Here is a 22,075-nt window from a genome sequence, read left to right on the forward strand (position 1 = left end):
TCAGCACCCGCTCCTTTGTAAAAGCGCCCGGGCCTTTTCGTGTTTCGGTTCTTTAAAGAACGTTTTCGTTTCCGCGGTCTCTAACAGCCGACCCTCAGCCATAAACCATATCGTATCGGATATCCGTTCCGCTTGTTCAAGATTATGGGTGATCCACAGAACCGTCAGCTGCTTTTGCCGATGGAGTTTCATAATCAGTTTCTCAATGATGAGCACAGATGAGGGGTCCAGAGCAGATGTGATTTCATCGAGCAGCAGGATGGACGGCAGGTTGGCGAGGGTTCTCGCTAATGAGAGCTTCTGCCGCTGCCCGCCGGATAATTCTTTTGCATTCCGATCCAGAAGCTCCTGCGGCAGATCTGTAAAATCTGCGAGCTCTTCGGGCGTATAGTGCTGTGTCCCGTGGAGTTTTTCTCCGAGCAGAAGGTTGTCCCGCACCGTGCCCTCAATAACGGGAGCTGATTGAAATGCAAGTCCCGCGGTTTTTCTGAGCTCTCTGATGTCCCAGTGCCTTATGTCTTTTCCGAATACAAGCACTTCGCCTTCATCAGGGGTATTCATCAGATTGCACAGTGACAGCAGTGTGCTCTTTCCCGCGCCGGAAGGCCCTATCAACGCCGTAATAGAGCCTTTTTGTATATGTCCGGTTACTCCGCTGAGGACATCAAAGGCTGTATTGTTTTGTTCAAAGCGTTTGCCGGCTGACAGAAAAGATATTGCCGGAATTTTTTCTTTCATACAGAATAACACCTTTCGTAAAAAAATCAGGAACCGGTGAGATCGGCTGATGTTTGATCCGCCGTTTTCGGGTCAGCCTGCCGGGAAGCGAATGTATGCATGACCATTCCCGCAATAATAATGAACAGTCCGGCAAACGAAAGAAGTGACGGAAACGCTGCGGATAAAAAGACGATCTCGCCGATCAGTGCAAAAAGAACCTCTCCGGATTGTGTCGCTTCTACAGCAGCGAGCTTCTGCGGCTCATTCCTCACCATATCGGTGGCGCGGAAAAATAATACTGTTGCTATAACGCCTGAGCTGAGTGCAACGATAAAGGATTGGAATGTCTGTCCCATTGACGGAAGACCGTCTCTGTGCCAGCCGAAAGCGGCAATCAAAAGCCAAAACGGTAAGCTGGCGAGCGTCATGCCGAGCACGCGCTGAAACGTATCGAGTTTTCCGCCGTATTGTTCCAGCATTTTACGGTTGCCGAGCGGATAGGCAAAAGCGGCGATGACCACCGGCACAACACTGAGTATTATCGTGCGGCCGGACAGGGAGCCTGCATGCTGAAGCTGTATCAGGCCGGCTCCTATCAGGATGATGACGGAAGTAACCAGCGAAATAAGCGGAATCTTTTGTCTGACGAGAACCGGACCCGCCGGGGAATCTTTTGTTTCGCAGAAAAACGGCGACAGAAGCACGCCCGCGACAATTGTAATCTGCCATGTGCCGGCGATCAGCCAGCCCGGCCCGTATGCCGCCGCAAAGGTAATCGGAGCATAAAAAAGCACGAAGCCGGTAAAACTCCATTTCAGCCAAAAAAACGGTTTTTTCCGGATTTCATGCCAGAGCGGCCCCCACTTTCCTTTCGCATAAACGATCACAAATAAAAACGGAACCATAAAAAGAAAACGCAGGGAAGAGCTCCATATCCAGCTTCCGCCAGAGAGCTCCATCGCCCTGTTTAAAATAAATGTGACTGCAAAAAACAGAGACGCCAATATTCCGATTAAGATGGCTTTCATTAAATCCCTCATTTTGACACATATTTTTTTATACTATACTATTCACCGGCAGGCTCCGCAATGGAATATGAGAAAATAGCGTTTTAATAAATGATGAATGGGAAACAGACATATACGGAGGTGAACACAATGCAGAAAGAGGATATTCAAGTTCTTTATTTTGAAGATGACGGCTGCATTCCGAATAACCCGAATCTTCCGCTTGTCATTTATAAAGCGGTATTTAATGAAGAAACGGTGCGGAAAGCAGAGACGGTTCTCCGCCGGCATGATTGGTCGAACAGCTGGACGGGCGGGGTGTTTCCGTATCACCATTTTCACAGCACCACGCACGAAGTTCTTGTCGCGGTAAAAGGAAAGGCGGTATTGAGGTTCGGCGGAGAACAAGGGGCGGACGCCGTTCTTGAAACGGGAGACGCAGCGGTCATTCCGGCCGGCACCGGACATAAAAAACTGTCAGGCAGTTCTGATTTTACCGTGATCGGCGCTTATCCGGGCGGCCGGCAGTACGATACAAAAACGGAGAAAAATGATAGAACTTTAAAAGAAATCAGCCGTGTCCCGCTCCCGGAATATGACCCCTTTACGGGAAAAACGGGACCGCTTTTAAAAATGTGGGGAAAATGACAGGGGATAAGCGGATGGTCTGTAAAAAAATAGTCTGAAAGAAACGTTATTACACCCCCGCCATATAAATAATTTCATAAACGAAACAATTCACGTTCAAATTTTGTTCAAAAAGTGTTATTATATAAGAGTAAATCAAATTGGGGTTTTTTATGTTTGCTATTTTCAGAGAGGAAAAAAGAAATTTTGACTTATTCAATTGTTTTTGTTGATATAAAAATAATACTGAATATGGCAAAGTGAAAAACTGGGTAGTAAACATTTATTTTTGTAAATGATTGTGCATGAATTCACAATCTTGCTTTTTCATGCTTTTCTGCATGAAAGGGGAAAGGCTACCCTTTCCAAAAAAATCAGCATACTGCTTATAGTAAAGGAGAATCGGATATGCCAGAAACAATCGATCAAACAAATGCATCTGTCAGCCAAGGCCAACGCGATCTTATCGATCAGCTGCTAAAACCTGAAGTTCAAGAATCACTGACTGTTTTAGTGGATCAGCTTCCAAAACTGACTGAGTTAGTAAATATTTTAACGAAGTCTTATGATTTTGCACAGTCTGTAGCGACAGACGAAGTATTGAAGAGCGATACAGTGGGTGCGCTTACAGAAATTCTTGAGCCGGTGAAAGAAACAGCGAAAGAAGTCGCAGCTACTGCGATCGAAGCAAAAGACCGCGCGGATGCAAGCAATGAGACAATCGGACTTTTCGGCCTGCTGCGCATGCTGAAAGATCCTCAAGCTCAAAAGCTGTTCCGTTTTGCTAACAGCTATCTTGAAATCATGAACGAAAAACAAAAATAATCTCAGATTCAAATTGATATAAAGGACGGAGGATATACGATGTCAAAACATATTGTCATTTTAGGCGCTGGTTACGGCGGAATTCTTTCTGCTTTAACCGTTCGCAAACATTACAGTAAAGATGAAGCACGCGTAACCGTTGTGAACAAATTCCCGACTCACCAAATTATTACGGAACTGCACCGCCTTGCAGCCGGCAACGTGTCTGAACAGGCTGTTGCTATGCCGCTTGAAAAACTCCTGAAAGGAAAAGACGTTGACATTAAAATCGCAGAAGTCAATTCTTTCTCAGTTGATAAGAAAGAAGTTGCCCTTTCTGACGGTTCTAAGCTGACTTATGACGCGCTTGTTGTCGGTCTTGGTTCAGTTACTGCTTATTTCGGCATTCCTGGACTCGAAGAAAACAGCATGGTGCTGAAATCTGCTGCTGATGCCAACAAAGTATACAAACACGTGGAAGACCGTGTGCGTGAATACTCTAAAACGAAAAACGAAGCTGATGCAACGATTCTTATCGGCGGCGGCGGCTTAACAGGTGTTGAGCTTGTCGGTGAACTTGCTGACATCATGCCGAACCTTACGAAAAAATACGGCGTAGATCCGACAGAAATCAAACTGAAATTAGTTGAAGCAGGTCCGAAAATTCTTCCTGTTCTTCCTGATGATCTTATCGAACGCGCGACAAAAAGTCTTGAAAAACGCGGTGTTGAGTTCTTAACAGGTCTTCCTGTTACAAACGTGGAAGGAAACGTCATTGATCTGAAAGACGGTTCAAAAGTCGTTGCCAACACATTTGTATGGACAGGCGGCGTACAAGGCAACCCGTTAGTCGGTGAATCTGGCCTTGAAGTGAACCGCGGCCGCGCGACTGTGAACGATTTCTTACAATCTACTTCTCATGAAGATGTATTTGTTGTCGGAGACAGCGCTGTATACTTTGCGCCGGACGGCCGTCCGTACCCGCCGACAGCTCAAATCGCTTGGCAGATGGGTGAACTTGTCGGTTACAACCTGTTCGCTTACTTAGAAGGAAAAACGCTTGAAACATTCAAGCCTGTAAACTCTGGTACGCTTGCAAGCCTCGGACGTAAAGACGCGGTTGCCATCATCGGAGCGAACTCTACTCCGCTGAAAGGTCTTCCTGCATCATTAATGAAAGAAGCAAGTAACGTACGTTATTTAACACATATCAAAGGATTATTCAGCCTCGCTTACTAATCCTTCAGATGACAATGAAGACATTGCCGGACTTTCTCGGCAATGTCTTTTTTTTGTGTATCAGTTAATACAATATTTTGAAAAATAAAATAAAAATGATTGATATGTGAGAAAGAGGAAGCTAAAATAAAAAAGAACGAAAATTGTTAACGTTAACATTTTATAAGGGAGGATGAGAGTGTGAAAGCTTTTATGGGCGATGATTTTTTACTTGATAGTAAAACTGCCGTAAAGCTGTATCGGGAATACGCTGAAAAAATGCCGATTATTGATTATCACTGTCACTTGAGCCCGAAGGAAATCTATGAAAATAAAACCTTCGCGACCATTACGGAGGCATGGCTTTACGGTGATCACTATAAGTGGCGGATCATGAGAGCCAACGGCATCGAAGAGCGCTGCATTACCGGAAACGCATCAGATGAAGAGAAGTTTTTCGCCTGGGCTAAAACAGTGCCGATGGCGATAGGCAACCCGCTGTACAGCTGGACGCATTTAGAGCTGCAGCGCTGGTTCGGTATTTATGACGTATTGAATGAAAAAAACGCCGCTGAAATTTGGGAAAAAACGAATGACCTCTTGCAGGGAGAAGGGTTTGGCGCGAGGGATCGGCAGCATGCCGAGCTCGTTCAGGACTTACATCATACAAAACCTCAACTTTAGTGATTTTATGGACTGCCCGTTAATGGTACAATAGAAATAAATGACAGTATACAGAAAGAAAGGAAAACCGAATGGTAACCATAAAAGATATCGCAAAACTCGCCAACGTATCCCACACAACCGTATCCCGGGCACTTAACGGCAGCCCCTACATTAAAGAGCATACAAAACAGAAAATATTAGAGCTCGCTTCCCAGCTGAATTACACACCGAATGTAAATGCGAAAAGTCTTGCCATGCAAAAGTCCCATACGATCGGACTGTTTTTTACAAGCATCACAAACGGAACCTCACACAGCTTTTTTTCCGATACCATCAAAGGTGTAAACCGCACAATCAGTGTGGAATACAATTTGTTCGTGCGCGCGATTGACGATCTGAAAAGCTTTGAAACCATTACGCCCATGAGGTATGACGGAATCATCTTAATGAGCCAAAGCGACAGCGATAACTCCTTTATTTATCATATCCGCGAGAAAAACATCCCGCTCGTTGTGCTAAACCGGGACATTGACGACCGGAGCATCACCAATATTTTATCAAACGATAAAGAAGGCTCCAGACAAGCGGTCGACTGCCTGATTGCAAACGGACACAGAGAGATCGCGATTATTAAGGGGAAGGAAGGATTCAGGTCAGCCGCACAGCGGAAAGAAGGCTATTTGACGGCTTTAATTGATCATTCTATTCCGATTAAGCATGAATACAGTGTAAAAGGCCGCTATGATATGGAAAGCGGCAGTCAGGCGATGGAAAAACTATTGGCGCTTCAATCACCGCCCACGGCTGTTTTCTGTTCAAATGATGATATGGCGATCGGTGCGATGAATGCCATTTTCGCCAAAGGCCTGAACGTTCCGGAAGACATATCCGTTATCGGGTTTGATGACATCGGCATTTCCCAATATATGACCCCAAGGCTTTCAACAGTAAAGCGCCCGGTTGAAAAAATCAGCATACTCGGCGCAGAGAAGATTTTGGCGCTTATCGCCGACCCGAATACGGCGGCGGAAAAAATGTATGAAAACACCGAGGTGATGATAAGAGATTCAATCAAAAAACTCACATAACGGCCCGTCTGAATAACCGGGTTTTCGCGCGAAAAAATGTTAACGTGTGCAAAATGCAGAAGGAGGCGGACAGCTTGCGGCAGCTGAATAAAAAAATGTGCGGCGAATACATTCAATACCCTGAAAAAATCCTTCAGTTCGGCGAAGGCAGCATCAATACGGATGCTCGCAGCTGGGCGATGATCATGAGAATACGAAACAAATACTGATAAATGCCATCCGCCATCCGAATGCGGGCGGTGTGCTTGTGTTAGGGCTCGGCTGTGAAAATAATGAGCTGGCAGTCATAAAGGAAACGCTCTCTGAAGTGAACGGGGATCGGGTGAAATTTCTCGAATCACAGGCTGTCACAGATGAAATTGAAGCAGGGACTGCGCTTCTTAAAGACATACACTTTGCGGCAAAGGGAGATAAACGTGAAGAAATTCCGCTGTCAGAATTGAACATCGGATTGAAATGCGGCGGCTCTGACGGTTTTTCCGGCATTACTGCAAACCCTTTTTTAGGGAGATTTTCAGATTACTTGATTGCACAAGGCGGGAGTACGGTCTTAACGGAAGTTCCTGAGATGTTCGGGGCTGAGACGATTCTCATGCAGCGCGCGGCAAGCGAGGAAGTGTTTTATAAAACAGTCCGATTGATCAATGATTTCAAGCAATATTTTAAAAAGCACGAGCAGCCGATTTATGAAAATCCGTCACCCGGGAATAAGGAGGGCGGCATTTCAACGCTCGAAGACAAGTCGCTCGGCTGCACACAAAAGGCCGGAGCGGCACCTGTTTCGGATGTTCTGGCATACGGCGACACATTGAAAACAAAGGGACTGACACTGCTCAGTGCACCCGGAAATGATTTAATCGCTTCTTCAGCGCTCGCCGCAGCCGGATGCCACATCGTTCTGTTTACAACCGGAAGAGGCACGCCGTTCGGCACAGTTGTCCCGACTGTGAAAGTATCAACAAACACCGATTTATTTCAATCAAAGCCTCATTGGATTGATTATAACGCTGGCAGATTGGCGGAAGAACAAACAACAGAAGATCACATTGTAAGAGAATTCATTCAATACAACATCAAAGTTGCAAGCGGAGAATTCGTCAATAACGAAAAAAATGATTTTCGGGAGCTTGCGATTTTTAAGTCCGGTGTGACGTTATAAGGGAAAAGGCGATCCGTGATAGGGTCGTCTTTTTGCATTGCATGGGTGCACGGAACGGAATGGCGCCTTAAATTAAAGGAGATTTTTATAATATATATAATTATTATGGAAGATTGATTTTCAGATCACGAAATTTCAGAGGAGATCCAAATGAATACTATTTTATATATTGAAGATGACCAAGAAATTGGACAATTTGTAAAGGATGATTTAGAAGAACGGGGTTATATGATTATCTGGCTCACTTCTTCCTATAATTACGAAAAATACATAGAAAAGGCAGACCTTATCGTACTTGATATTATGATGCCTGGTTTAGATGGATTTACAATCGGCCAAAGGATGAAAAAAACACATCCGCAGATCCCTATCTTGCTGTTAACAGCAAGAACAGGTTTAGAAGATAAACTGAAAGGCTTAGAATTTTCGGATGATTATGTGACTAAGCCCTTTCATCCCGATGAACTGGCCGCACGAGTTGAAGTATTGTTAAGAAGGTTTGATAAGACTGCTATTCATGAATTGAAGTTAAAACACTTAAGTATTTACTTGAAAGAAAAAAGGATTTTAAATAATCAAAGTCATGAGGAAATATTTTTAACTGACAAGCAGTTAAGGATTTTTTTGCTTTTGCTTAGACATCCCAATCAAATATTAACAAAGGAACAAATTTATGAAAATATTTGGGGACAGCCTTATATCGAAGGGGATAAAACGTTAATGGTACATATTCGGCATTTACGGCAAAAAATCGAGATAAACCCAAACGAGCCGGAGATTCTTGAAACAATCAGAGGAATTGGATACAGGATTAAACAATGAAATTATCGACAAAGTACCTTATTAATATCATTGCCTCAATTTTGTTTTTTCCGATAGCGTTTTTAGGCGTTAATTTTCTATATTATGTTACGTTAACATATATTATTGATCATCAGGGACAAGTACATTATGAACCAAATAAACTTGAAAGTGATTGGAAATCCGATGTCGAAAACTTATCAGGAAAGTCTAATCGGGAAATTACGGCTGCTTTCCAGCACATGAAGCAATATAAACACTCTGATATCATTTGGATAAATGATAAGGGAAAGGTGATTTTTTCGACATCAGATCGGTTCGCCAAAAAAGGTGAGCTGATTCATGTAAGCGAATTGACCAAATTCATGGAACAAAACCAACCGAAATATTTATTGCTGAGTGCTTATTTAAGTGGAGATGAAGACAGCGGGTATGCATTTTTAGAAACTCCGCGATCAATTATAGGATCTCAATGGGAAGTTATGAGGGCTAAGTATTCCTATATATGGTTTATCGCTTTGATTTTTGTCTGTTCACTGTTTGTGTTCAATTCGTGGATGTTTTTTGCAAAAATACAAAAAAGGTTAATTTCTCTGGGGAATCATATGAAAAAACAAGATAATGACGGCATACCGGAATTTGTAACAGTTAAACAGAATGATGAATTGGGACAAGTGGAATATTCATTCAATCAGATGGTTGAAGAACTGAGGAACAGCAGACTAAAAGAGCGTGAAGAAGGAGAAATCCGAAAAAACTTAATTGCTGATTTATCTCATGACTTAAGGACACCTCTTACGGGTATCAGAGGACATACATTTACGTTAAAGAATGAAATAAACAGCGAAAAGGGAAAGCGTTCACTAGGCATTATAAATGATAAAATAACTTTTATGGGCGAACTGATTGACAATTTGTCATCATTTTCTCTTCTTGCCGCAGGTAAATTGCCTCTTCATAAAAAGAGCTGTGACATCTTAAAGATTATACGTTCCTCGTTAACAGCTTGGTATCCGATTTTTGAGAAAGAGCACTTTACAATAGATATTGACCTGCAAGAAAACATTGTGTGGGAAATAGACGAGACTTGGCTGAAAAGAATTCTTGATAACATTTTTCAGAATGTTTTGCGCCATGCAAATTCAGGAAAATACGTCTCAGTACAGACAAAGTTAATTGAAAACAAACCCGTTATCATAATTGAGGATATGGGCCCGGGAATGAATTATAAATCCGAAAGAAAAGGCGCTGGAATTGGATTATCTATCATTAATATGATGCTCAGCCAGATGAGGCTTGAACATAAAATAAAGAGCAATCAAAATGGAACGGTTTTTATTATTAACCAAAACAGCAGTGAAGAAACGTGAAGCCATAGCGGTTTCACGTATTTTTATGTTGAGAAATTTAAACTTAAATTAACCTTGATTATATCTTCTTTTTAACCTCGTAAGTTTATATTATAAACAGAACAAGACGGAAAGGGATGATGAGAAGCGGGAAAGGCTGATCCAGCTTTAATATCCAAGAATATCAATGTTTCTATAAAAAAGAAAGAAATTTTACATGATATAAATTTAACACTGGAAAAAGGGAAAATATACGGTTTATTAGGTCCTAATGGGGCAGGAAAAGCACATTGCTTAAAGTGCTTTTAGGGATATTTCCTTCCGCTGCAGCTTATTAAGATTAGCAGCGGCATTTTTTTCTACTATGAGCCTTCTAACGATTTCGGTTGTTCTCATGTTTGTACGTATATTTGAAAATAACAGAATGTAAATGGAGGATGATATGACATGGAGCAGGTTATTTTCGTAGTTTCAATGCTCGCTTTAGGAGTTACGCTGGTTATATTTTTCGGAATGATTTTGAATAACGGATTAAAAGGAGTATTAAACTTCTCAAGAAAACCTGTAAAATTTATGACTGGATCATTTTTGATATACATTATTGCGTTTGCTGTTTATATTTTAATAAGTGTAAAGTAATATTTAACTTCGATATTGGAAATCTGACGCGGATGTGAATTAGGAAATACCGGACAATTAGTTTGAACTCCCTGAGATTAGTTGATAAAGAGATGCCCACCTCATTGGCTTTGGATTAGGGGGATTTATCCTAAATAAAAAAAGCGATCCTGTAAAGGACGCTTTTTTTATATTAATTTTATTCCGCTGATCAAAATAATCGCCGCCATCACAAACTGCAGCGGGCGCGGTGAGAATTTCGGCGAAAAGAAACTGCCGAGGAGGACACCCGGCACAGAGCCGATCAACAGATTCAATACGAGCAGGTAATCGACGCTGCCGAAGCTTGCGTTTAAGAGACCGGCAGCCGTTACAAGTAAAAAGGCATGTGCGATATCTGTTCCCACCACTTCTGCCGTTTTCATTCTGAATAGGTACAGCATGGCGATCGCAAATAATGAGCCGGACCCAATTGATGTCAGGCCGACGATGAAGCCGAAAATGACGCCGATCAGTATCATGAGTCCCCGCTTTTCTTCAAGCGTTTTTTGCTGCCAGCGGTTCGGCCGCAGTTTTTTATCGAAAAAAAGACGGGCGATAATGGAAATGGCGACAAGTGTCAGCACGTAGCCTAGCGCATGTTTGATAATCTGCTCCTGATGCTGGTGAAAAGCGGGGAACAAGTGAAGAACGCCGATGGCGGCTGATGCGCTGGGAATGCTTCCGAGCGCCAAGTAGCCGACAAGTTTAAAATGAACGGTACGCTGCTTCCAATGAGAAACGACACCGAACAGTTTCGTGATGGAATTATATAAAAGGTCAGTGCCGACGGCGATAGACGGGTTGATTCCTAAAACGATCAGCAAAGGAGTCAAAAGCGCCGCTCCTCCCACACCCGTCAATCCGACCAGCGTCCCGACGATGAAACCCATGAACACAATGCTTACAGTCATCTGTGTGCCTCCTGAATAATCCTACTATTTTTATCAGATTATATATGATTAAGGGGCAGTAATCAATCGAATTTTCGGAAAATTTTATATGGAACAAAAAATCCGCCAGTCTGCTTTATATCGCAGACCGGCGGATCATCGGTTTATGATTTTTGCTGATAAAACGGAAGTTCCGTGTGGCCCATTTCTCTTACATAAACGAAAAGATTGCCCTTATGATGAATTTCATGTTCCATGGCAAGCTGAAGGAGAGCGGCGCCGGTAATTTTTCTGCCGAAAGAGGCGGTCAGGTCAATTTCGCGGTTCAGCTGCTCTTCAGTCAGCTGTGACAGGATGATTGCCGTTTTTTCAGTACACGTTTCAGCCAGTTTGACGAGGTCTGTTTCTGATTCTTCATTCGGTTTGTTCTGGATGGCTGATCCGTTTCCGTCGTTAATGACGTTTGCAAACATGAGAAAAGAATAAACCATGTGTTTTACAAGTTCCTGAGCGGACATTGAAGTCTCTGCCGGTTTGTAATCGTAATGCTCGCGGCCGATTTTTTGCGCCAGCTCAATCGTCACGTTTCGATGTGACAGAAAGTGGCTGACCAATTGATTTTGTGCTGTCATGTGAAAACCCCCATTTATCAAGAATATAAAGATGCAAAGATATGCTATATCAACGGCGCGGAAGAAACAAGCAATAAGCTCTTGATGGTGATATTTCGTTGCGGATATCCGAAATTCGACAATTGCGGTCTTTTTGCGTTCTTCTTTTTCTAGCAATTATGATAAAATATGACATATCTCGGTCATTCCAAAAGGGGGGATTTATTGAGGATGAAGCAGACTATTCCGTCCTCTTTTGTCGGGCTCAAAATTAATGAATGGTACACCCATATCCGGCAGTTTCACGTCCTTGAGGCGGAGCGCGTCAAACGTGAAGTAGAGAGAGAGATCGAGGATATGGAAGAAGATCAGGATCTGCTCTTGTATTATTCATTAATGGAATTCAGACACCGTGTCATGCTGGATTACATTAAGCCCTTAAAGGAGGACCCTTCTCAGCCTGAGTTTTCAGAATTATTGGAAGACATTGAAGGCAACCAGTATAAACTGACAGGACTGCTTGATTACTATTTTAATTTTTTTCGAGGAATGTATGAATTTAAACAGAAAATGTTCCTAAACGCCATGATGTATTACAAACGGGCTGAAAAAAACCTCGCACTCGTTTCTGATGACATCGAGAAAGCTGAGTTTGCTTTTAAAATGGCCGAGATTTTTTACAACTTGAAACAAACCTACGTCTCCATGAGCTATGCGGTACAAGCCCTTGAAACGTACCAATCGTATGAGACGTACAACGTCCGCAGAATCCAATGTGAATTCGTTATTGCAGGGAATTATGATGACATGCAGTATCCAGAAAGAGCATTGCCCCACTTAGAACTTGCTTTAGATCTTGCAAAACAAGAAGGCAATCCACGTCTTATCAGTTCAGCCTTATATAATCTCGGAAACTGTTACGAAAAAATGGGAGACCTCTCTAAAGCAGCTGAATATTTTGAGACATCCGTTTCCATTTGCAAGTCAGAAAAGTTCGATAATCTTCCGCATTCTATTTACTCATTAACACAGGTTCTTTATAAACAGAACACCACCGCCGAAGCAGAGAAGCAATACCGCCTCGGGCTGAGTATCGCCCGCGAATACAATGATGAATTGTTTGTAAATCTCTTTCAATTTTTACATGCGTTATACGGCAAGAAAATGGATAACGCATCCGTCAGGCACACGTTTGATTTTCTGGAGGAACACATGCTGTATCCGTATGTGGAAGAATTGGCGCATGATGCTGCCAAATTTTACATGAAACACGGACAGCCTGAAAAAGCACTTACGTTTTATGAAAAAATGGTGCACGCCCAAAAACAAATCCAGAGAGGAGATTGTCTATATGAAATCTAAACTGTTGTCAGGATTGCTGCTTGTTGCTGTCGGGTTCAGCTTTACACAGGTGATCGGCCATGAAAGCCATTTGGAAAACCAAGCGGACGGCACATTCCATATTGCCGCGCGAAACCAAACATAACATAAAGACCCTTCTTTGGAAGGGTCTTGTTTTTTGCTGTGCGTAACCATTCCATTTTTATCCGATTGAAGGGTCTATGTACTCAAGATATCTGTCCTACGAATGCCACCTATTTATGAAAAAGGCATAAGGAGAGATGAAGAGTGGGGATTGAAGTGAAAAAGCGGCTCGTATCGGCTGATAAATATGCGTTAAAATGTCCGAACCCGATGACGCCGGAGTATATTACCATCCATAACACGGCAAATGACGCATCCGCCGCTAATGAGATCAGCTATATGACGGGGAACAGCGAATCAACGAGCTATCATTTTGCAGTTGATGACAAAGAAGTGATCCAGGGAATTCCGTTGGACCGGAATGCCTGGCATTCGGGGGACGGCACGAACGGTACCGGAAACCGGAAGTCGATTGCTATTGAAATCTGTTACAGTAAGTCAGGCGGCGAACGGTACAGAGCCGCAGAGAAATTGGCGATTGAATTTGCGGCGCAGCTTTTGAAGGAGCGGGGCTGGGGGATTGACAGAATCAGAAAGCACCAGGACTGGAACGGAAAGTACTGCCCGCACCGCATTTTGTCTGAAGGACGCTGGGATGAAGTGAAGGCGGATATTGAGAAGCAATTAAACGGAAGTATGCCGCTGAAAAAGGCGTCCGTTTCTTCTTCCGTGTCTGAATACCATGTAAAAAAAGGCGACACCTTATCGGAAATCGCCGCATCGCACGGTGTCAGTATAAAATCGCTGCAAAGCATGAATCATATCACTGATCCGAACCGCATTACAGTCGGACAGGTGATCAAGCTCCCTCAGACGGGTTCTTCTTCAAAAAGTCAGGCTGCGTCATCCTATCCGCTCCCATCCGGGGTGATCAAAGTGACGAAACCGCTGACGAAAGGGACAAACGTGAAACAAGTGCAGACCGCTTTATCCGCCCTTTATTTTTATCCTGATAAAGGAGCAAAAAATCACGGGGCGGACGGTGTTTACGGCCCGAAAACGGCAAATGCCGTAAAACGTTTTCAATCTGTCAGCGGATTAACGGCAGACGGAATTTACGGCCCGAAAACGAAGGCGAAAATCGAAGAAAAACTGTAATCAATAAAACGGAAGCACCCCGGGCTTCCGTTTCTTCTTACATACAAACTGCGGCAAGGGCCTTTTGAATATCATAAATGCTTTCATCTTTTTTAAATTGCTTTGAGACAGCGGGAACCTCCGCGCCGGAAATCCAAATTTTCAGCTCTGAATCCAAGTCAAAGCGGCCGGCGGTTTCTACACTGAATCTGGAAATGCTTTTGTACGGAATGGATTGAACCTCCGTTTTCTTACCCGTAAGTCCCTGTTTATCAACAAGAATAAGACGCTTATCCGTAAACACAATGATATCGCGGACGAGCTTAAACGCGGCATTGACATTTTCACCTTCCAGCAAAATACGGGCCAGTTCTTCTCTTGCTTCAGCCGTTGATATTGTCGACGCGTTACCAAGCAATCCATTGATGAACCCCATGATATATCCCCCCTGATACGTATTCTATCAAATCATACTATAAAAAGGTTTTCATTCCTAGATGAGTAGAGTAAACTGGTGCTGACTGGTAAAGGAGAGCATGTTAAACATGAAAGATCGATATGACAGCTTCGCAGCTCTTTCTGCTGCTGAATCGGAATACCGGATTATTTATGAAGAAAAAAAGGGAAGTGAATGTATCGTCCTCGCTCCCCACGGCGGCAGAATTGAACCCGGTGTCAGTGAGCTGGTGCGGGCATTTTCTGACCAAAGTTCAATTTACTTATTTGAAGGCACGAAGCAGTGCAACAACCGTTTTCTCCACTTGACAAGCACACGTTTTGACGAACCGCTGGCTGTAGAAAAAGTAACTGCTCACCATTATGCACTGGCTTTTCATGGGTATCATGATCTGAAAACGGCAAATACACTCGTCGGGGGCGCGGATCTGGAAAAAGCCAGACGTATTTGTGATCTGCTGCGTGAAGCGGGGTTTTGCGCCGAACTAACGGATATGAACGATCGGCTGGCAGGTGTGAATCCCGGGAATATTGTCAATCGGACAAAAAGGAAAATGGGGCTGCAATTGGAAGTAAGCACGGCACAGAGAAGCGCGCTGTTCAGCAATTTCGGCTGCCGGAGAGAAACGTACACGCCGACCGATCTGTTTTTTCGGTATGTAGAAGCCGTAAAGCTCGGTTTTTATGAGTAAATGAACCGGATTCGCACCGCCTGCCCATTCTTTCTGCACCGGGGCTGTGTGAAAGAGCTTAAATATCACGCAGGAAGCGCTTGGCGGGCAGTACGGTGGGAACAGCGTCTGATACAGGCTTCACAATACCTTTCTTCTGATGTCAGCTTTCAATAAAATACGGCGCTTTTTCTTCAGCGGCATGCAAGTGTTTTTGCCTGCCTTCGTAATACACATTTGGACGCTTGTCGGATAGAAGACAAGCGAGCCGCTTCTGAAATTGAATACCTGCTTTACGCCGTTCAAACAGCTCAAGCCTTTTTTCCGCAAATGATGCCGTCACCCGGAAAGCGGCTGCGATTAAAATGACGGCATGGCTTCTCCGCTGGGGAAGCTCCATGTTTAACAGCATAAAGGTCGGTACACAGAAGTGGTACATAAAATGGTTGGCTTGGAATTCCTGCAGTTCCCTGAACAGCTTGTTCATGTGAAAATGATTACCGGTATGCTTCAGCACATGGCACAGTTCGTGTGCAAAATCCTCCCATTGCTCCTCAGGTGACTTTTTTTGATTCAGGACGATGCTGTACATGCCGTCCCGCTTCAGCATCATGCTGTGCGTATCTTCAAAATGAATCCAAATATCAAGCTCCTTGGCAATTGTTTGCATATCAATATGGAGAGGGGCGGTCATTCCCATGCGGCAATATAAGTTTTTGACGTATTCCTCCAGATGTGTTAAAAAATCGCCCAATTGAAAACACCCTTTCGAACATATGTTCTTTTTAAGTGAGAAAGAAAAGCCCTGATCGGACTTTGAATCAATTCCCTTTTCTTTTAAAAATAAACATTCAGCTTTTATATCGGCTGAACTTTAATCGATTTAAAGGAAAAGAGCGGATTATTTATGTTTTGGCCTGCGGTTTTTCTCTTTTTCTTTTAAATAATTAATGAATTCAATGGCCTGCTGTTTGCTTTCCGGCGAAAAGTCCTGCATGTCCCGATACGCGATCTGCAGGTCGGGATCAGCAAACAGATCTTCATCTGAAGGTTCTTTTCCGGTTAACAAATAATCCGTTGACACATTGAAATAATCCGCAAGCTTTTGCAGCGTTTCATAATCGGGTTCAGATCGGCCGTTTTCATAATGAGAATATCTGGCGCGCGAGACACCGATATGATTAGCGACTTCTTCCTGCGTTTTCTTTCCTCTGAGACTTTTTAATCTTCCGCCTATCATCCGAATGACCTCTCTTTTTTCAACACCCTAAGTTACTTATGATTATAGATACAAAATGTATCAAAATAAAGGGATGATAAAAAAAGTATCAAAAAGGTCTTGATGATACGAAATGTATCGTATATAATCAACATCATAGAGATACAAAATGTATCAAATAACGATAAGAAATTGATCAGGAGGGTGAGAGATGCAGCCGATAATCATCTGTTTCAGCAGCAATCCGGCTGACCAGAAATGTTTAGGAAAAGCAGGCGGTTCGATTTCTTTTACCGCTTGCGGACTTCCGGTGTTCCGATTTGATAACCGATTGCAGTATGAACGTTATATAAGGTTGAAGAAAAACGGAGATGTTCATGATGAATCGTAAAAGCTACCCGTTTTTCACCTATTCCGGATTATTGAATTCAGAACATTATGACAAAATGGGTTCCGCCATATGGCTGTTTTTATGGTTCGTCAGCTCAACGACAAAGGAACAAATAAAAGACGGCATCAAGTGGGGGCTCGTTCTCGGGCATAAGCCCGTTAAAGCAAGAGAAATGGCCGATGTATTTACAGTCAGCGAAAAAACCGTCAGACGGTGGCTTGAGATCTTGGAACAGCACGAATATATCAAAACCGTCCGCGCACCTTACGGACTTATCATCTCCGTAAAACACTCGAAAAGATTCACGCCGAAAGGGACATTGACCCGCCCGGAAGTCACTGACCGGACAATAACGGCAGATCACCGGGACAAAAATGTCCAGAGAGAAATAGATATAACAAAAAATCATACTGCTGAAGAAGCGATTAACGAAATTGCCGCCCATTTTATCAGGTTAAGGTCTGCACAGGAGGGGCGGAGCGTATACCCATCGCCAAGAGATTACCAGGCCATCGCCCGTATTGTTTCGCTAGGTGCATCAGTACAAGAAGCAATCAAATGGCTTGGCGAATGCTTTGCCGCTTTTGAACAGCGGCGCACTTCATCAGCTGAAACGATCAAGGCCTTCAGCTATTGCGCCAAGTTTATCGAAGACCGCTTGAATGCACGAATTGCGGGAAGGACAATCACAACAAAAAAAGAGAGGAATACGATACATGACAACACGAACGATCGAGCAGATTCTTGCCGACCTGAAAAACGGAAAACGTCCATTACTGGCGGCCAGACCGGAAGAATCAGACGAAAGCCGCTTTGACTGTCCGCTTTGTAAAGATCAGGGCGGTTATCTCAAAAAACAGCTGGGAATGGATGTGTGGGTCAAGTGCCGCTGCGCAGCTGAACGAAAAGTAGAGCGTATCCTCGGCGCAAGTGAGATTACAGGCGCCTTTCGGAAGCTGGATTTCAAAGGATTTATTACGCGGGGCAAGCCTCAGGCAGTCATCGACGCATATGAGTGCGCCCTTGAATTTGTTGAAAACTTCGACACGATTAAAAACTGCCGGAAAAACAGCATTGCCCTTTTAGGGCGTCCGGGATCGGGAAAAACCCATCTTTTGACCGCTCTCAGCAATTATGTCATGAGGCAGAAGCAGACACCGGTGCTGTATTTTCCTTTTGTGGAGGGCTTTACGGATTTAAAAAATGATTTTGATCTGCTCGACGCAAAGCTTGCCCGTATGAAGCAGGCGGATGTGCTCTTTATTGACGATTTGTTTAAACCGCTGAACGGAAAACCCCGGGCGACCGACTGGCAGATTGAACAAATGTACGCCGTCGTGAATTACCGCTATTTAAATCATAAGCCGGTTCTTCTGTCGAGCGAGCTGGCCTGTGACGAACTGGTTCAGGTTGATGAAGCCTTGGGCACAAGATTATATGAGATGTGCAGCGATTATTTAGTCATCATTCATGGAAACCCATATGAAGTCAACCACAGATTAGAGGGGGCGAGATAATGTGTAAACTGTGCGGGCCGAAGAAGGTTATTGTGACGGAAACAGGTTTCGGCGCTGTCTTTCACCCTTGCCCGAACTGCAAAACAGGGACCGATTTAACGCCGGTCATTAAACGTCTTGAGCGAATGGTTCAAGACGCAAAAGCGAGGCTTGATGCACGTGTATAAATATATCAAATGGCTTTTTTGCCTGCTGTTCAGGGCGAAACGGATAGAAAAGCAAATTGAAGCATGGCATGAGGCTGATGGAAAGTGAGGATAAACATTGCAAGTAAAAAACAGCCCCGCCCCGTGGCGGGCCGTACACAGCGGCGAAGAAAAACCCATTTACATTTATTCAGCATACAGCGAATCGGATAAAGAGAAATTTCCTTATTCAAACGGAAGGCTCATCGCAGCCGTTTTCAACTTAAGTTCATACTCGCAGCAAGTCAACGCGGCATTGATGGCTAAAGCCCCGGAACTTTTTGAAGCGGCCGAAACGGCTCTCCGCCTGCTTCGGGGAGAAAGCGCTGAAGATAAAGAAGCGTTCATTAATGAACTCGGAAGCCTCATACATGAAGTAAACATCCTGAAAAAGACGGAGGACATAAAACATGAATCCTAAAAAACTGTCAGACATTGAACATACAACATTAAAAAGCCAGCTGGAAGAAGGAAAGGTGCGGGTCATCATTGTAGACGGGCTGAAGAAGGAAGTATGGCTCGCCGAAGCGCCGGAGCACGGCAAAACGCTTATCGAAACGAGAAAAGGGGATCTCGCCCGGGTTGAATACGAAATCGGCTTTAAATTGAATTGATTTTTAAAAAAGAATACGTCCAAGACGGAAAGCCTGCGGACACTGATCAATCGCGCACATTTTGCGCATTGGTTGGTGTCTTTTTTTGTTCCGAAAAAGAGGAGGATTTATTATGGAAGACTTACTATTTGAATATAAACGCACGCTGAAACAGACGAAAAAATGGTACAAGCATCTTGAGGAAGCTGATGAAACGGCGCTGACTTCAGAAGAACTGAAAGATAAAAAAATCATCAGAACGATCATTACAGATTTGGAATATGTCACTGAATGGCTTGAAAAAGGCCGGCAGCCCGGCATAAGAAGAGCGATAGACCGCAGAGACGCTTATCAGAGAATGCTGATTAAAGATCCGAGAATCATAGAAACCTATTCACAGGCGCTGATGTTCGTACCTTCCGGAAATGTGACTGAAGAAGACAGAATCAGACTGCGGGACGCATTAGCCGTCTTAACGGATAGAGAAAAAGAAATGCTTCTCCTCCACAAAGCGGAATGCTTTTCGTATGAACGGATCGCCGCATTGCTGAACGTAAAGAAATCAACCGTACAGACGACGGTCAAACGGGCGCTTCTAAAAATTCAAAAACAGCAGGAACAAAGAAATCAATCGCCTGCTTAATAAGTTGTCATACGTTTGCCACCTAGAAGTGAACAGACGATCCCAAAAAGCGGCCCGAAAGAAGCCGCTTTTTATTATAGACATCCATGTCGGAGGTGGCGGTGATGCCGTAGCATGAAAAACGCCAAAAAAGAACAGGCATTTACAATCTATCAGTCTCATCAGGGCCGCATCACAAACCGCGCCCTTGCCGGAAAATCAGGCGTATCCGCAAGAACGATCGGCAGATGGAAAAAAGAAGGGCGCTGGGACGAAGCGCTCAATCAAAATGTAAAAAGCGGCGGAAAAAACGCCCCGGCCGAAAATGATGAATTAAACGAACGACAGCGGCTGTTTTGTCTTTATTATGTGAAAAGCTTTAACGCCACCCAATCCGCGATAAAAGCCGGGTATTCACCGGAAAGCGCGCATGTGACGGGAAGCAGGCTGTTAAAAAATGAAAAAGTCGCAAAAGAAATCAGCCGCATGAAAAAGGAAATGGTCAATAAAGTGTTTGTCGAAGCAATGGACGTTCTGCAAGTCTATGTGAAAATCGCTTTCGCCGACATTACCGATTATGTAACCTTCGGAAAAAGGGAGGTTCAGGCCTTCGGAAAATCAGGACCGCTCTTTGACGAAAATGATAATCCGATTATGCAGGAGATCAGCTACGTTGATGTTAAAGATTCGAATCTTCTGGACGGAACCATCGTCACCGAAGCGAAACTCGGGAAAGAAGGCATTGCAATAAAGCTTGCCGATAAGATGAAAGCACTGGAAAAGCTGTCCTTGTACTTTGACCTTTTCCCTGATCAATTTAAGAAAAAAATTGAACGAGAAAAATTAAAGCTGGCGCAGCAGAAGCTGGAAAAAACAGAAGAGAGCCAAAAGCCGATTGACATAGTCATTACGCGGAAAGAGGAACGGCCATGATTGAAAAAGCGGTCAACCCGCGCTTTGAAGATTATTTGTTCAATTGGAATGAAACGTACCAATTTCTCGTCGGAGGCTACGGCTCGTCAAAAAGCTATCATACCGCGCTGAAAATCATCCTGAAGCTGCTTTGTGAAAAACGGACGGCGCTTGTCGTTCGGGAAGTATTCGATACGCACAGGGATTCTACCTTTGCACTGTTTGAGGACATTATCGAGGAGCTTGAGCTGGGACATGCTGTAAAGGCCGTTTCTTCACCGATGCAGCTGAGATTCGCAAACGGAAGCCGGATTATGTTTAAAGGAATGGACAACCCGGCCAAATTGAAATCCATTCACCATATTTCTTTGATTTGGATTGAGGAATGCTCAGAAGTGAAGTATGAAGGCTTTAAGGAGCTGATCGGCCGTCTGCGCCATCCCGAGCTTTCGCTTCACATGATATGCACCACAAATCCCGTCGGCACCTCCAATTGGACGTACCGGCATTTTTTTCGTGATGAGCAAAAAAAACGGTTCGTATTGGATGATCATACGCTGTATGAAAAAGGCACCGTCGTTAAGGGGGATACGTATTACCACCATTCCACCGCGTGCGACAATCTGTTTTTGCTAAAAAGCTATATTAAGCAGCTTGACAGCTTACGGCAATACGATCCCGATTTGTACCGGATCGCCCGCAAAGGACAGTTCGGCGTCAACGGCATCCGCGTATTTCCGCAGTTTCAGGTCATGGAGCACACCGAAGTAACAGAGCGGATTGCCGCTATCAGACGCCCGCTGTTTCGGACGGGCATGGATTTCGGTTTTGAAGAGTCATATAATGCGGTCATCCGGCTTGCCGTCGATCCGGATAAAAAAGAGCTTTATATTTTCTGGGAGTATTACAAAAACAAAATGACCGATGATCAGACAGCTGAGGAGCTTCAGGAATTGGCGGATAAAAAAGAGCTGATCAAGGCGGATTCAGCCGAGCCGAAAAGCATCCAATATTTCCGCAGGCAGGGCTTTTGCATGGTCGCGGCCAAAAAGTTTCCCGGCTCAAGGCTTCAGTATACGAAAAAACTGAAACGGTTCAAACACATCTATTGCTCAGACAGCTGTCAAAATACAATCCGCGAATTGCAAAACTTAACATACGCGAAAAACAAAAACGGCGTTCTGTCGGAAGATGAGTTTTCAATTGATCCCCACACACTTTCAGCGATTTGGTACGCGCTGGATGATTATGACGCGGCGGATCTGAAAGATTCATCACAAAAACGGACACGTCCAAATCGGGAAAGGGGGAGGTAACCGTTGGCGAAAAACCAAAACGTCAGAGCCA

29 protein-coding genes and 2 pseudogenes are annotated in these 22,075 nt (G+C 43.9%); 24 read left to right on the top strand and 7 right to left on the bottom strand.

Annotated features, from left to right (window positions below):
• Nucleotides 1-738, bottom strand: coding sequence for an ABC transporter ATP-binding protein (locus ACW5MY_RS06845; protein ID WP_014470512.1), 738 nt, complete (start codon nt 736-738; stop codon nt 1-3).
• Between the two features lie 26 nt (nt 739-764).
• The gene (locus ACW5MY_RS06850; RefSeq protein WP_013351918.1) at nt 765-1,748 is read right to left on the bottom strand and encodes a DMT family transporter; all 984 of its coding nucleotides are present in this window, start codon (nt 1,746-1,748) and stop codon (nt 765-767) included.
• Nucleotides 1,749-1,877: 129 nt separating this feature from the next.
• Between ACW5MY_RS06850 and ACW5MY_RS06855 the strand changes: the two genes are divergently transcribed.
• The 11 genes and pseudogenes from ACW5MY_RS06855 to ACW5MY_RS06905 all read left to right on the top strand — a co-directional run bounded on the left by ACW5MY_RS06855 (nt 1,878) and on the right by ACW5MY_RS06905 (nt 10,078).
• A complete protein-coding gene (locus ACW5MY_RS06855; RefSeq protein ID WP_013351919.1) occupies nt 1,878-2,375 on the top strand; it encodes a cupin domain-containing protein in 498 nt (165 codons plus the stop codon).
• A 387-nt stretch (nt 2,376-2,762) separates the two neighbouring features.
• On the top strand, nt 2,763-3,179 hold the full coding sequence (locus ACW5MY_RS06860; protein ID WP_003154908.1) for a DUF1641 domain-containing protein: 417 nt from the start codon (nt 2,763-2,765) through the stop codon (nt 3,177-3,179).
• Nucleotides 3,180-3,218: 39 nt separating this feature from the next.
• On the top strand, nt 3,219-4,397 hold the full coding sequence (locus ACW5MY_RS06865; RefSeq protein ID WP_013351920.1) for an NAD(P)/FAD-dependent oxidoreductase: 1,179 nt from the start codon (nt 3,219-3,221) through the stop codon (nt 4,395-4,397).
• 180 nt (nt 4,398-4,577) lie between these two features.
• Nucleotides 4,578-5,006 (top strand): annotated as a pseudogene (locus ACW5MY_RS06870) (glucuronate isomerase); the annotation flags it as partial.
• A gap of 125 nt (nt 5,007-5,131) precedes the next feature.
• Nucleotides 5,132-6,130, top strand: coding sequence for a LacI family DNA-binding transcriptional regulator (locus ACW5MY_RS06875; RefSeq protein ID WP_289394297.1), 999 nt, complete (start codon nt 5,132-5,134; stop codon nt 6,128-6,130).
• 74 nt (nt 6,131-6,204) lie between these two features.
• Nucleotides 6,205-6,339 (top strand): hypothetical protein, encoded by a 135-nt coding sequence (locus ACW5MY_RS06880; RefSeq protein ID WP_264372521.1) that lies wholly within the window; start codon nt 6,205-6,207, stop codon nt 6,337-6,339.
• A pseudogene (locus ACW5MY_RS06885) lies at nt 6,279-7,289 on the top strand (UxaA family hydrolase); the annotation flags it as partial. The gene ACW5MY_RS06880 and the pseudogene ACW5MY_RS06885, both read left to right, overlap by 61 nt.
• A gap of 150 nt (nt 7,290-7,439) precedes the next feature.
• Nucleotides 7,440-8,111 carry a response regulator transcription factor gene (locus ACW5MY_RS06890; RefSeq protein ID WP_013351925.1) on the top strand — a complete coding sequence of 224 codons (672 nt, stop codon included), beginning with the start codon at nt 7,440-7,442 and terminating at the stop codon, nt 8,109-8,111.
• On the top strand, nt 8,108-9,460 hold the full coding sequence (locus tag ACW5MY_RS06895) for a sensor histidine kinase (RefSeq protein WP_061573665.1): 1,353 nt from the start codon (nt 8,108-8,110) through the stop codon (nt 9,458-9,460). Before ACW5MY_RS06890 ends, ACW5MY_RS06895 begins: the two co-directional genes overlap by 4 nt.
• 228 nt (nt 9,461-9,688) lie before the next feature.
• Nucleotides 9,689-9,748: a hypothetical protein gene (locus ACW5MY_RS06900; protein WP_232469732.1), complete on the top strand. Its 60-nt coding sequence runs from the start codon at nt 9,689-9,691 to the stop codon at nt 9,746-9,748.
• Nucleotides 9,749-9,886: 138 nt separating this feature from the next.
• Nucleotides 9,887-10,078, top strand: coding sequence for a hypothetical protein (locus ACW5MY_RS06905; RefSeq protein ID WP_014470507.1), 192 nt, complete (start codon nt 9,887-9,889; stop codon nt 10,076-10,078).
• A gap of 167 nt (nt 10,079-10,245) precedes the next feature.
• Here the strand turns inward: ACW5MY_RS06905 and ACW5MY_RS06910 are convergent, their stop codons facing one another.
• Both ACW5MY_RS06910 and ACW5MY_RS06915 read right to left on the bottom strand, forming a co-directional pair.
• Entirely contained in the window at nt 10,246-11,010 is a 765-nt protein-coding gene (locus ACW5MY_RS06910) for a sulfite exporter TauE/SafE family protein (RefSeq protein ID WP_013351927.1), read from the bottom strand.
• A 143-nt stretch (nt 11,011-11,153) separates the two neighbouring features.
• Nucleotides 11,154-11,621, bottom strand: coding sequence for a DinB family protein (locus tag ACW5MY_RS06915; protein WP_013351928.1), 468 nt, complete (start codon nt 11,619-11,621; stop codon nt 11,154-11,156).
• 204 nt (nt 11,622-11,825) lie between these two features.
• On the opposite strand from ACW5MY_RS06915, the gene ACW5MY_RS06920 reads away from it, so the two are divergent.
• The 3 genes from ACW5MY_RS06920 to ACW5MY_RS06930 all read left to right on the top strand — a co-directional run bounded on the left by ACW5MY_RS06920 (nt 11,826) and on the right by ACW5MY_RS06930 (nt 14,183).
• On the top strand, nt 11,826-12,962 hold the full coding sequence (locus ACW5MY_RS06920) for a response regulator aspartate phosphatase (protein ID WP_088030497.1): 1,137 nt from the start codon (nt 11,826-11,828) through the stop codon (nt 12,960-12,962).
• The gene (locus ACW5MY_RS06925; RefSeq protein ID WP_003154881.1) at nt 12,952-13,086 is read left to right on the top strand and encodes a PhrA family phosphatase inhibitor; all 135 of its coding nucleotides are present in this window, start codon (nt 12,952-12,954) and stop codon (nt 13,084-13,086) included. The genes ACW5MY_RS06920 and ACW5MY_RS06925 overlap by 11 nt, the downstream gene beginning before the upstream one ends.
• Nucleotides 13,087-13,229: 143 nt before the next feature.
• Complete coding sequence (locus ACW5MY_RS06930; RefSeq protein ID WP_013351930.1) at nt 13,230-14,183, top strand: N-acetylmuramoyl-L-alanine amidase; 954 nt, start codon at nt 13,230-13,232, stop codon at nt 14,181-14,183.
• Nucleotides 14,184-14,220: 37 nt separating this feature from the next.
• Here ACW5MY_RS06930 and ACW5MY_RS06935 read toward each other — a convergent pair whose 3' ends face one another.
• A complete protein-coding gene (locus ACW5MY_RS06935) occupies nt 14,221-14,598 on the bottom strand; it encodes a PH domain-containing protein (protein WP_013351931.1) in 378 nt (125 codons plus the stop codon).
• A gap of 109 nt (nt 14,599-14,707) precedes the next feature.
• On the opposite strand from ACW5MY_RS06935, the gene ACW5MY_RS06940 reads away from it, so the two are divergent.
• Entirely contained in the window at nt 14,708-15,310 is a 603-nt protein-coding gene (locus ACW5MY_RS06940) for a poly-gamma-glutamate hydrolase family protein (protein WP_013351932.1), read from the top strand.
• A gap of 142 nt (nt 15,311-15,452) precedes the next feature.
• Here the strand turns inward: ACW5MY_RS06940 and ACW5MY_RS06945 are convergent, their stop codons facing one another.
• Both ACW5MY_RS06945 and xre read right to left on the bottom strand, forming a co-directional pair.
• Nucleotides 15,453-16,043 carry an ImmA/IrrE family metallo-endopeptidase gene (locus tag ACW5MY_RS06945; protein WP_013351933.1) on the bottom strand — a complete coding sequence of 197 codons (591 nt, stop codon included), beginning with the start codon at nt 16,041-16,043 and terminating at the stop codon, nt 15,453-15,455.
• A gap of 147 nt (nt 16,044-16,190) precedes the next feature.
• Nucleotides 16,191-16,529 carry an HTH-type transcriptional regulator Xre gene (gene xre, locus ACW5MY_RS06950; RefSeq protein WP_013351934.1) on the bottom strand — a complete coding sequence of 113 codons (339 nt, stop codon included), beginning with the start codon at nt 16,527-16,529 and terminating at the stop codon, nt 16,191-16,193.
• A 190-nt stretch (nt 16,530-16,719) separates the two neighbouring features.
• On the opposite strand from xre, the gene ACW5MY_RS06955 reads away from it, so the two are divergent.
• The 9 genes from ACW5MY_RS06955 to ACW5MY_RS06995 all read left to right on the top strand — a co-directional run bounded on the left by ACW5MY_RS06955 (nt 16,720) and on the right by ACW5MY_RS06995 (nt 22,044).
• Nucleotides 16,720-16,899, top strand: a complete 180-nt coding sequence (locus ACW5MY_RS06955) for a hypothetical protein (protein ID WP_013351935.1) — start codon at nt 16,720-16,722, stop codon at nt 16,897-16,899.
• The gene (locus ACW5MY_RS06960) at nt 16,889-17,716 is read left to right on the top strand and encodes a hypothetical protein (protein ID WP_014470504.1); all 828 of its coding nucleotides are present in this window, start codon (nt 16,889-16,891) and stop codon (nt 17,714-17,716) included. The genes ACW5MY_RS06955 and ACW5MY_RS06960 overlap by 11 nt, the downstream gene beginning before the upstream one ends.
• Nucleotides 17,616-18,416: an ATP-binding protein gene (locus ACW5MY_RS06965; RefSeq protein WP_013351937.1), complete on the top strand. Its 801-nt coding sequence runs from the start codon at nt 17,616-17,618 to the stop codon at nt 18,414-18,416. Before ACW5MY_RS06960 ends, ACW5MY_RS06965 begins: the two co-directional genes overlap by 101 nt.
• Nucleotides 18,416-18,583, top strand: coding sequence for a hypothetical protein (locus ACW5MY_RS06970; RefSeq protein ID WP_003154863.1), 168 nt, complete (start codon nt 18,416-18,418; stop codon nt 18,581-18,583). Before ACW5MY_RS06965 ends, ACW5MY_RS06970 begins: the two co-directional genes overlap by 1 nt.
• A 97-nt stretch (nt 18,584-18,680) precedes the next feature.
• Complete coding sequence (locus ACW5MY_RS06975; protein ID WP_013351938.1) at nt 18,681-19,022, top strand: hypothetical protein; 342 nt, start codon at nt 18,681-18,683, stop codon at nt 19,020-19,022.
• The gene (locus ACW5MY_RS06980; protein WP_013351939.1) at nt 19,012-19,215 is read left to right on the top strand and encodes an XtrA/YqaO family protein; all 204 of its coding nucleotides are present in this window, start codon (nt 19,012-19,014) and stop codon (nt 19,213-19,215) included. Before ACW5MY_RS06975 ends, ACW5MY_RS06980 begins: the two co-directional genes overlap by 11 nt.
• A gap of 112 nt (nt 19,216-19,327) precedes the next feature.
• A complete protein-coding gene (locus ACW5MY_RS06985) occupies nt 19,328-19,837 on the top strand; it encodes a sigma-70 family RNA polymerase sigma factor (protein ID WP_013351940.1) in 510 nt (169 codons plus the stop codon).
• A 114-nt stretch (nt 19,838-19,951) separates the two neighbouring features.
• Nucleotides 19,952-20,749: a terminase small subunit gene (locus ACW5MY_RS06990; RefSeq protein WP_013351941.1), complete on the top strand. Its 798-nt coding sequence runs from the start codon at nt 19,952-19,954 to the stop codon at nt 20,747-20,749.
• Nucleotides 20,746-22,044 carry a PBSX family phage terminase large subunit gene (locus ACW5MY_RS06995; protein WP_013351942.1) on the top strand — a complete coding sequence of 433 codons (1,299 nt, stop codon included), beginning with the start codon at nt 20,746-20,748 and terminating at the stop codon, nt 22,042-22,044. Before ACW5MY_RS06990 ends, ACW5MY_RS06995 begins: the two co-directional genes overlap by 4 nt.
• The last annotated feature ends 31 nt before the right edge of the window (nt 22,045-22,075 follow it).

Source organism: Bacillus sp. Bwzl_19 (genome assembly GCF_054900515.1).

Coding starts and splice junctions, on each gene's coding strand:
- ACW5MY_RS06965 (WP_013351937.1), top strand. CDS start 17,616: ATGACAACACGAACGATCGAGCAGATTCTTGCCGACCTGAAAAACGGA.
- ACW5MY_RS06910 (WP_013351927.1), bottom strand. CDS start 11,010: ATGACTGTAAGCATTGTGTTCATGGGTTTCATCGTCGGGACGCTGGTC.
- ACW5MY_RS06890 (WP_013351925.1), top strand. CDS start 7,440: ATGAATACTATTTTATATATTGAAGATGACCAAGAAATTGGACAATTT.
- ACW5MY_RS06960 (WP_014470504.1), top strand. CDS start 16,889: ATGAATCGTAAAAGCTACCCGTTTTTCACCTATTCCGGATTATTGAAT.
- ACW5MY_RS06970 (WP_003154863.1), top strand. CDS start 18,416: ATGTGTAAACTGTGCGGGCCGAAGAAGGTTATTGTGACGGAAACAGGT.
- ACW5MY_RS06985 (WP_013351940.1), top strand. CDS start 19,328: ATGGAAGACTTACTATTTGAATATAAACGCACGCTGAAACAGACGAAA.
- ACW5MY_RS06895 (WP_061573665.1), top strand. CDS start 8,108: ATGAAATTATCGACAAAGTACCTTATTAATATCATTGCCTCAATTTTG.
- ACW5MY_RS06915 (WP_013351928.1), bottom strand. CDS start 11,621: ATGACAGCACAAAATCAATTGGTCAGCCACTTTCTGTCACATCGAAAC.
- ACW5MY_RS06850 (WP_013351918.1), bottom strand. CDS start 1,748: ATGAAAGCCATCTTAATCGGAATATTGGCGTCTCTGTTTTTTGCAGTC.
- ACW5MY_RS06925 (WP_003154881.1), top strand. CDS start 12,952: ATGAAATCTAAACTGTTGTCAGGATTGCTGCTTGTTGCTGTCGGGTTC.
- ACW5MY_RS06845 (WP_014470512.1), bottom strand. CDS start 738: ATGAAAGAAAAAATTCCGGCAATATCTTTTCTGTCAGCCGGCAAACGC.
- ACW5MY_RS06905 (WP_014470507.1), top strand. CDS start 9,887: ATGGAGCAGGTTATTTTCGTAGTTTCAATGCTCGCTTTAGGAGTTACG.
- ACW5MY_RS06875 (WP_289394297.1), top strand. CDS start 5,132: ATGGTAACCATAAAAGATATCGCAAAACTCGCCAACGTATCCCACACA.
- ACW5MY_RS06980 (WP_013351939.1), top strand. CDS start 19,012: ATGAATCCTAAAAAACTGTCAGACATTGAACATACAACATTAAAAAGC.
- ACW5MY_RS06990 (WP_013351941.1), top strand. CDS start 19,952: ATGAAAAACGCCAAAAAAGAACAGGCATTTACAATCTATCAGTCTCAT.
- ACW5MY_RS06940 (WP_013351932.1), top strand. CDS start 14,708: ATGAAAGATCGATATGACAGCTTCGCAGCTCTTTCTGCTGCTGAATCG.
- ACW5MY_RS06935 (WP_013351931.1), bottom strand. CDS start 14,598: ATGGGGTTCATCAATGGATTGCTTGGTAACGCGTCGACAATATCAACG.
- ACW5MY_RS06955 (WP_013351935.1), top strand. CDS start 16,720: ATGCAGCCGATAATCATCTGTTTCAGCAGCAATCCGGCTGACCAGAAA.
- ACW5MY_RS06860 (WP_003154908.1), top strand. CDS start 2,763: ATGCCAGAAACAATCGATCAAACAAATGCATCTGTCAGCCAAGGCCAA.
- ACW5MY_RS06995 (WP_013351942.1), top strand. CDS start 20,746: ATGATTGAAAAAGCGGTCAACCCGCGCTTTGAAGATTATTTGTTCAAT.
- ACW5MY_RS06865 (WP_013351920.1), top strand. CDS start 3,219: ATGTCAAAACATATTGTCATTTTAGGCGCTGGTTACGGCGGAATTCTT.
- ACW5MY_RS06855 (WP_013351919.1), top strand. CDS start 1,878: ATGCAGAAAGAGGATATTCAAGTTCTTTATTTTGAAGATGACGGCTGC.
- xre (WP_013351934.1), bottom strand. CDS start 16,529: ATGATAGGCGGAAGATTAAAAAGTCTCAGAGGAAAGAAAACGCAGGAA.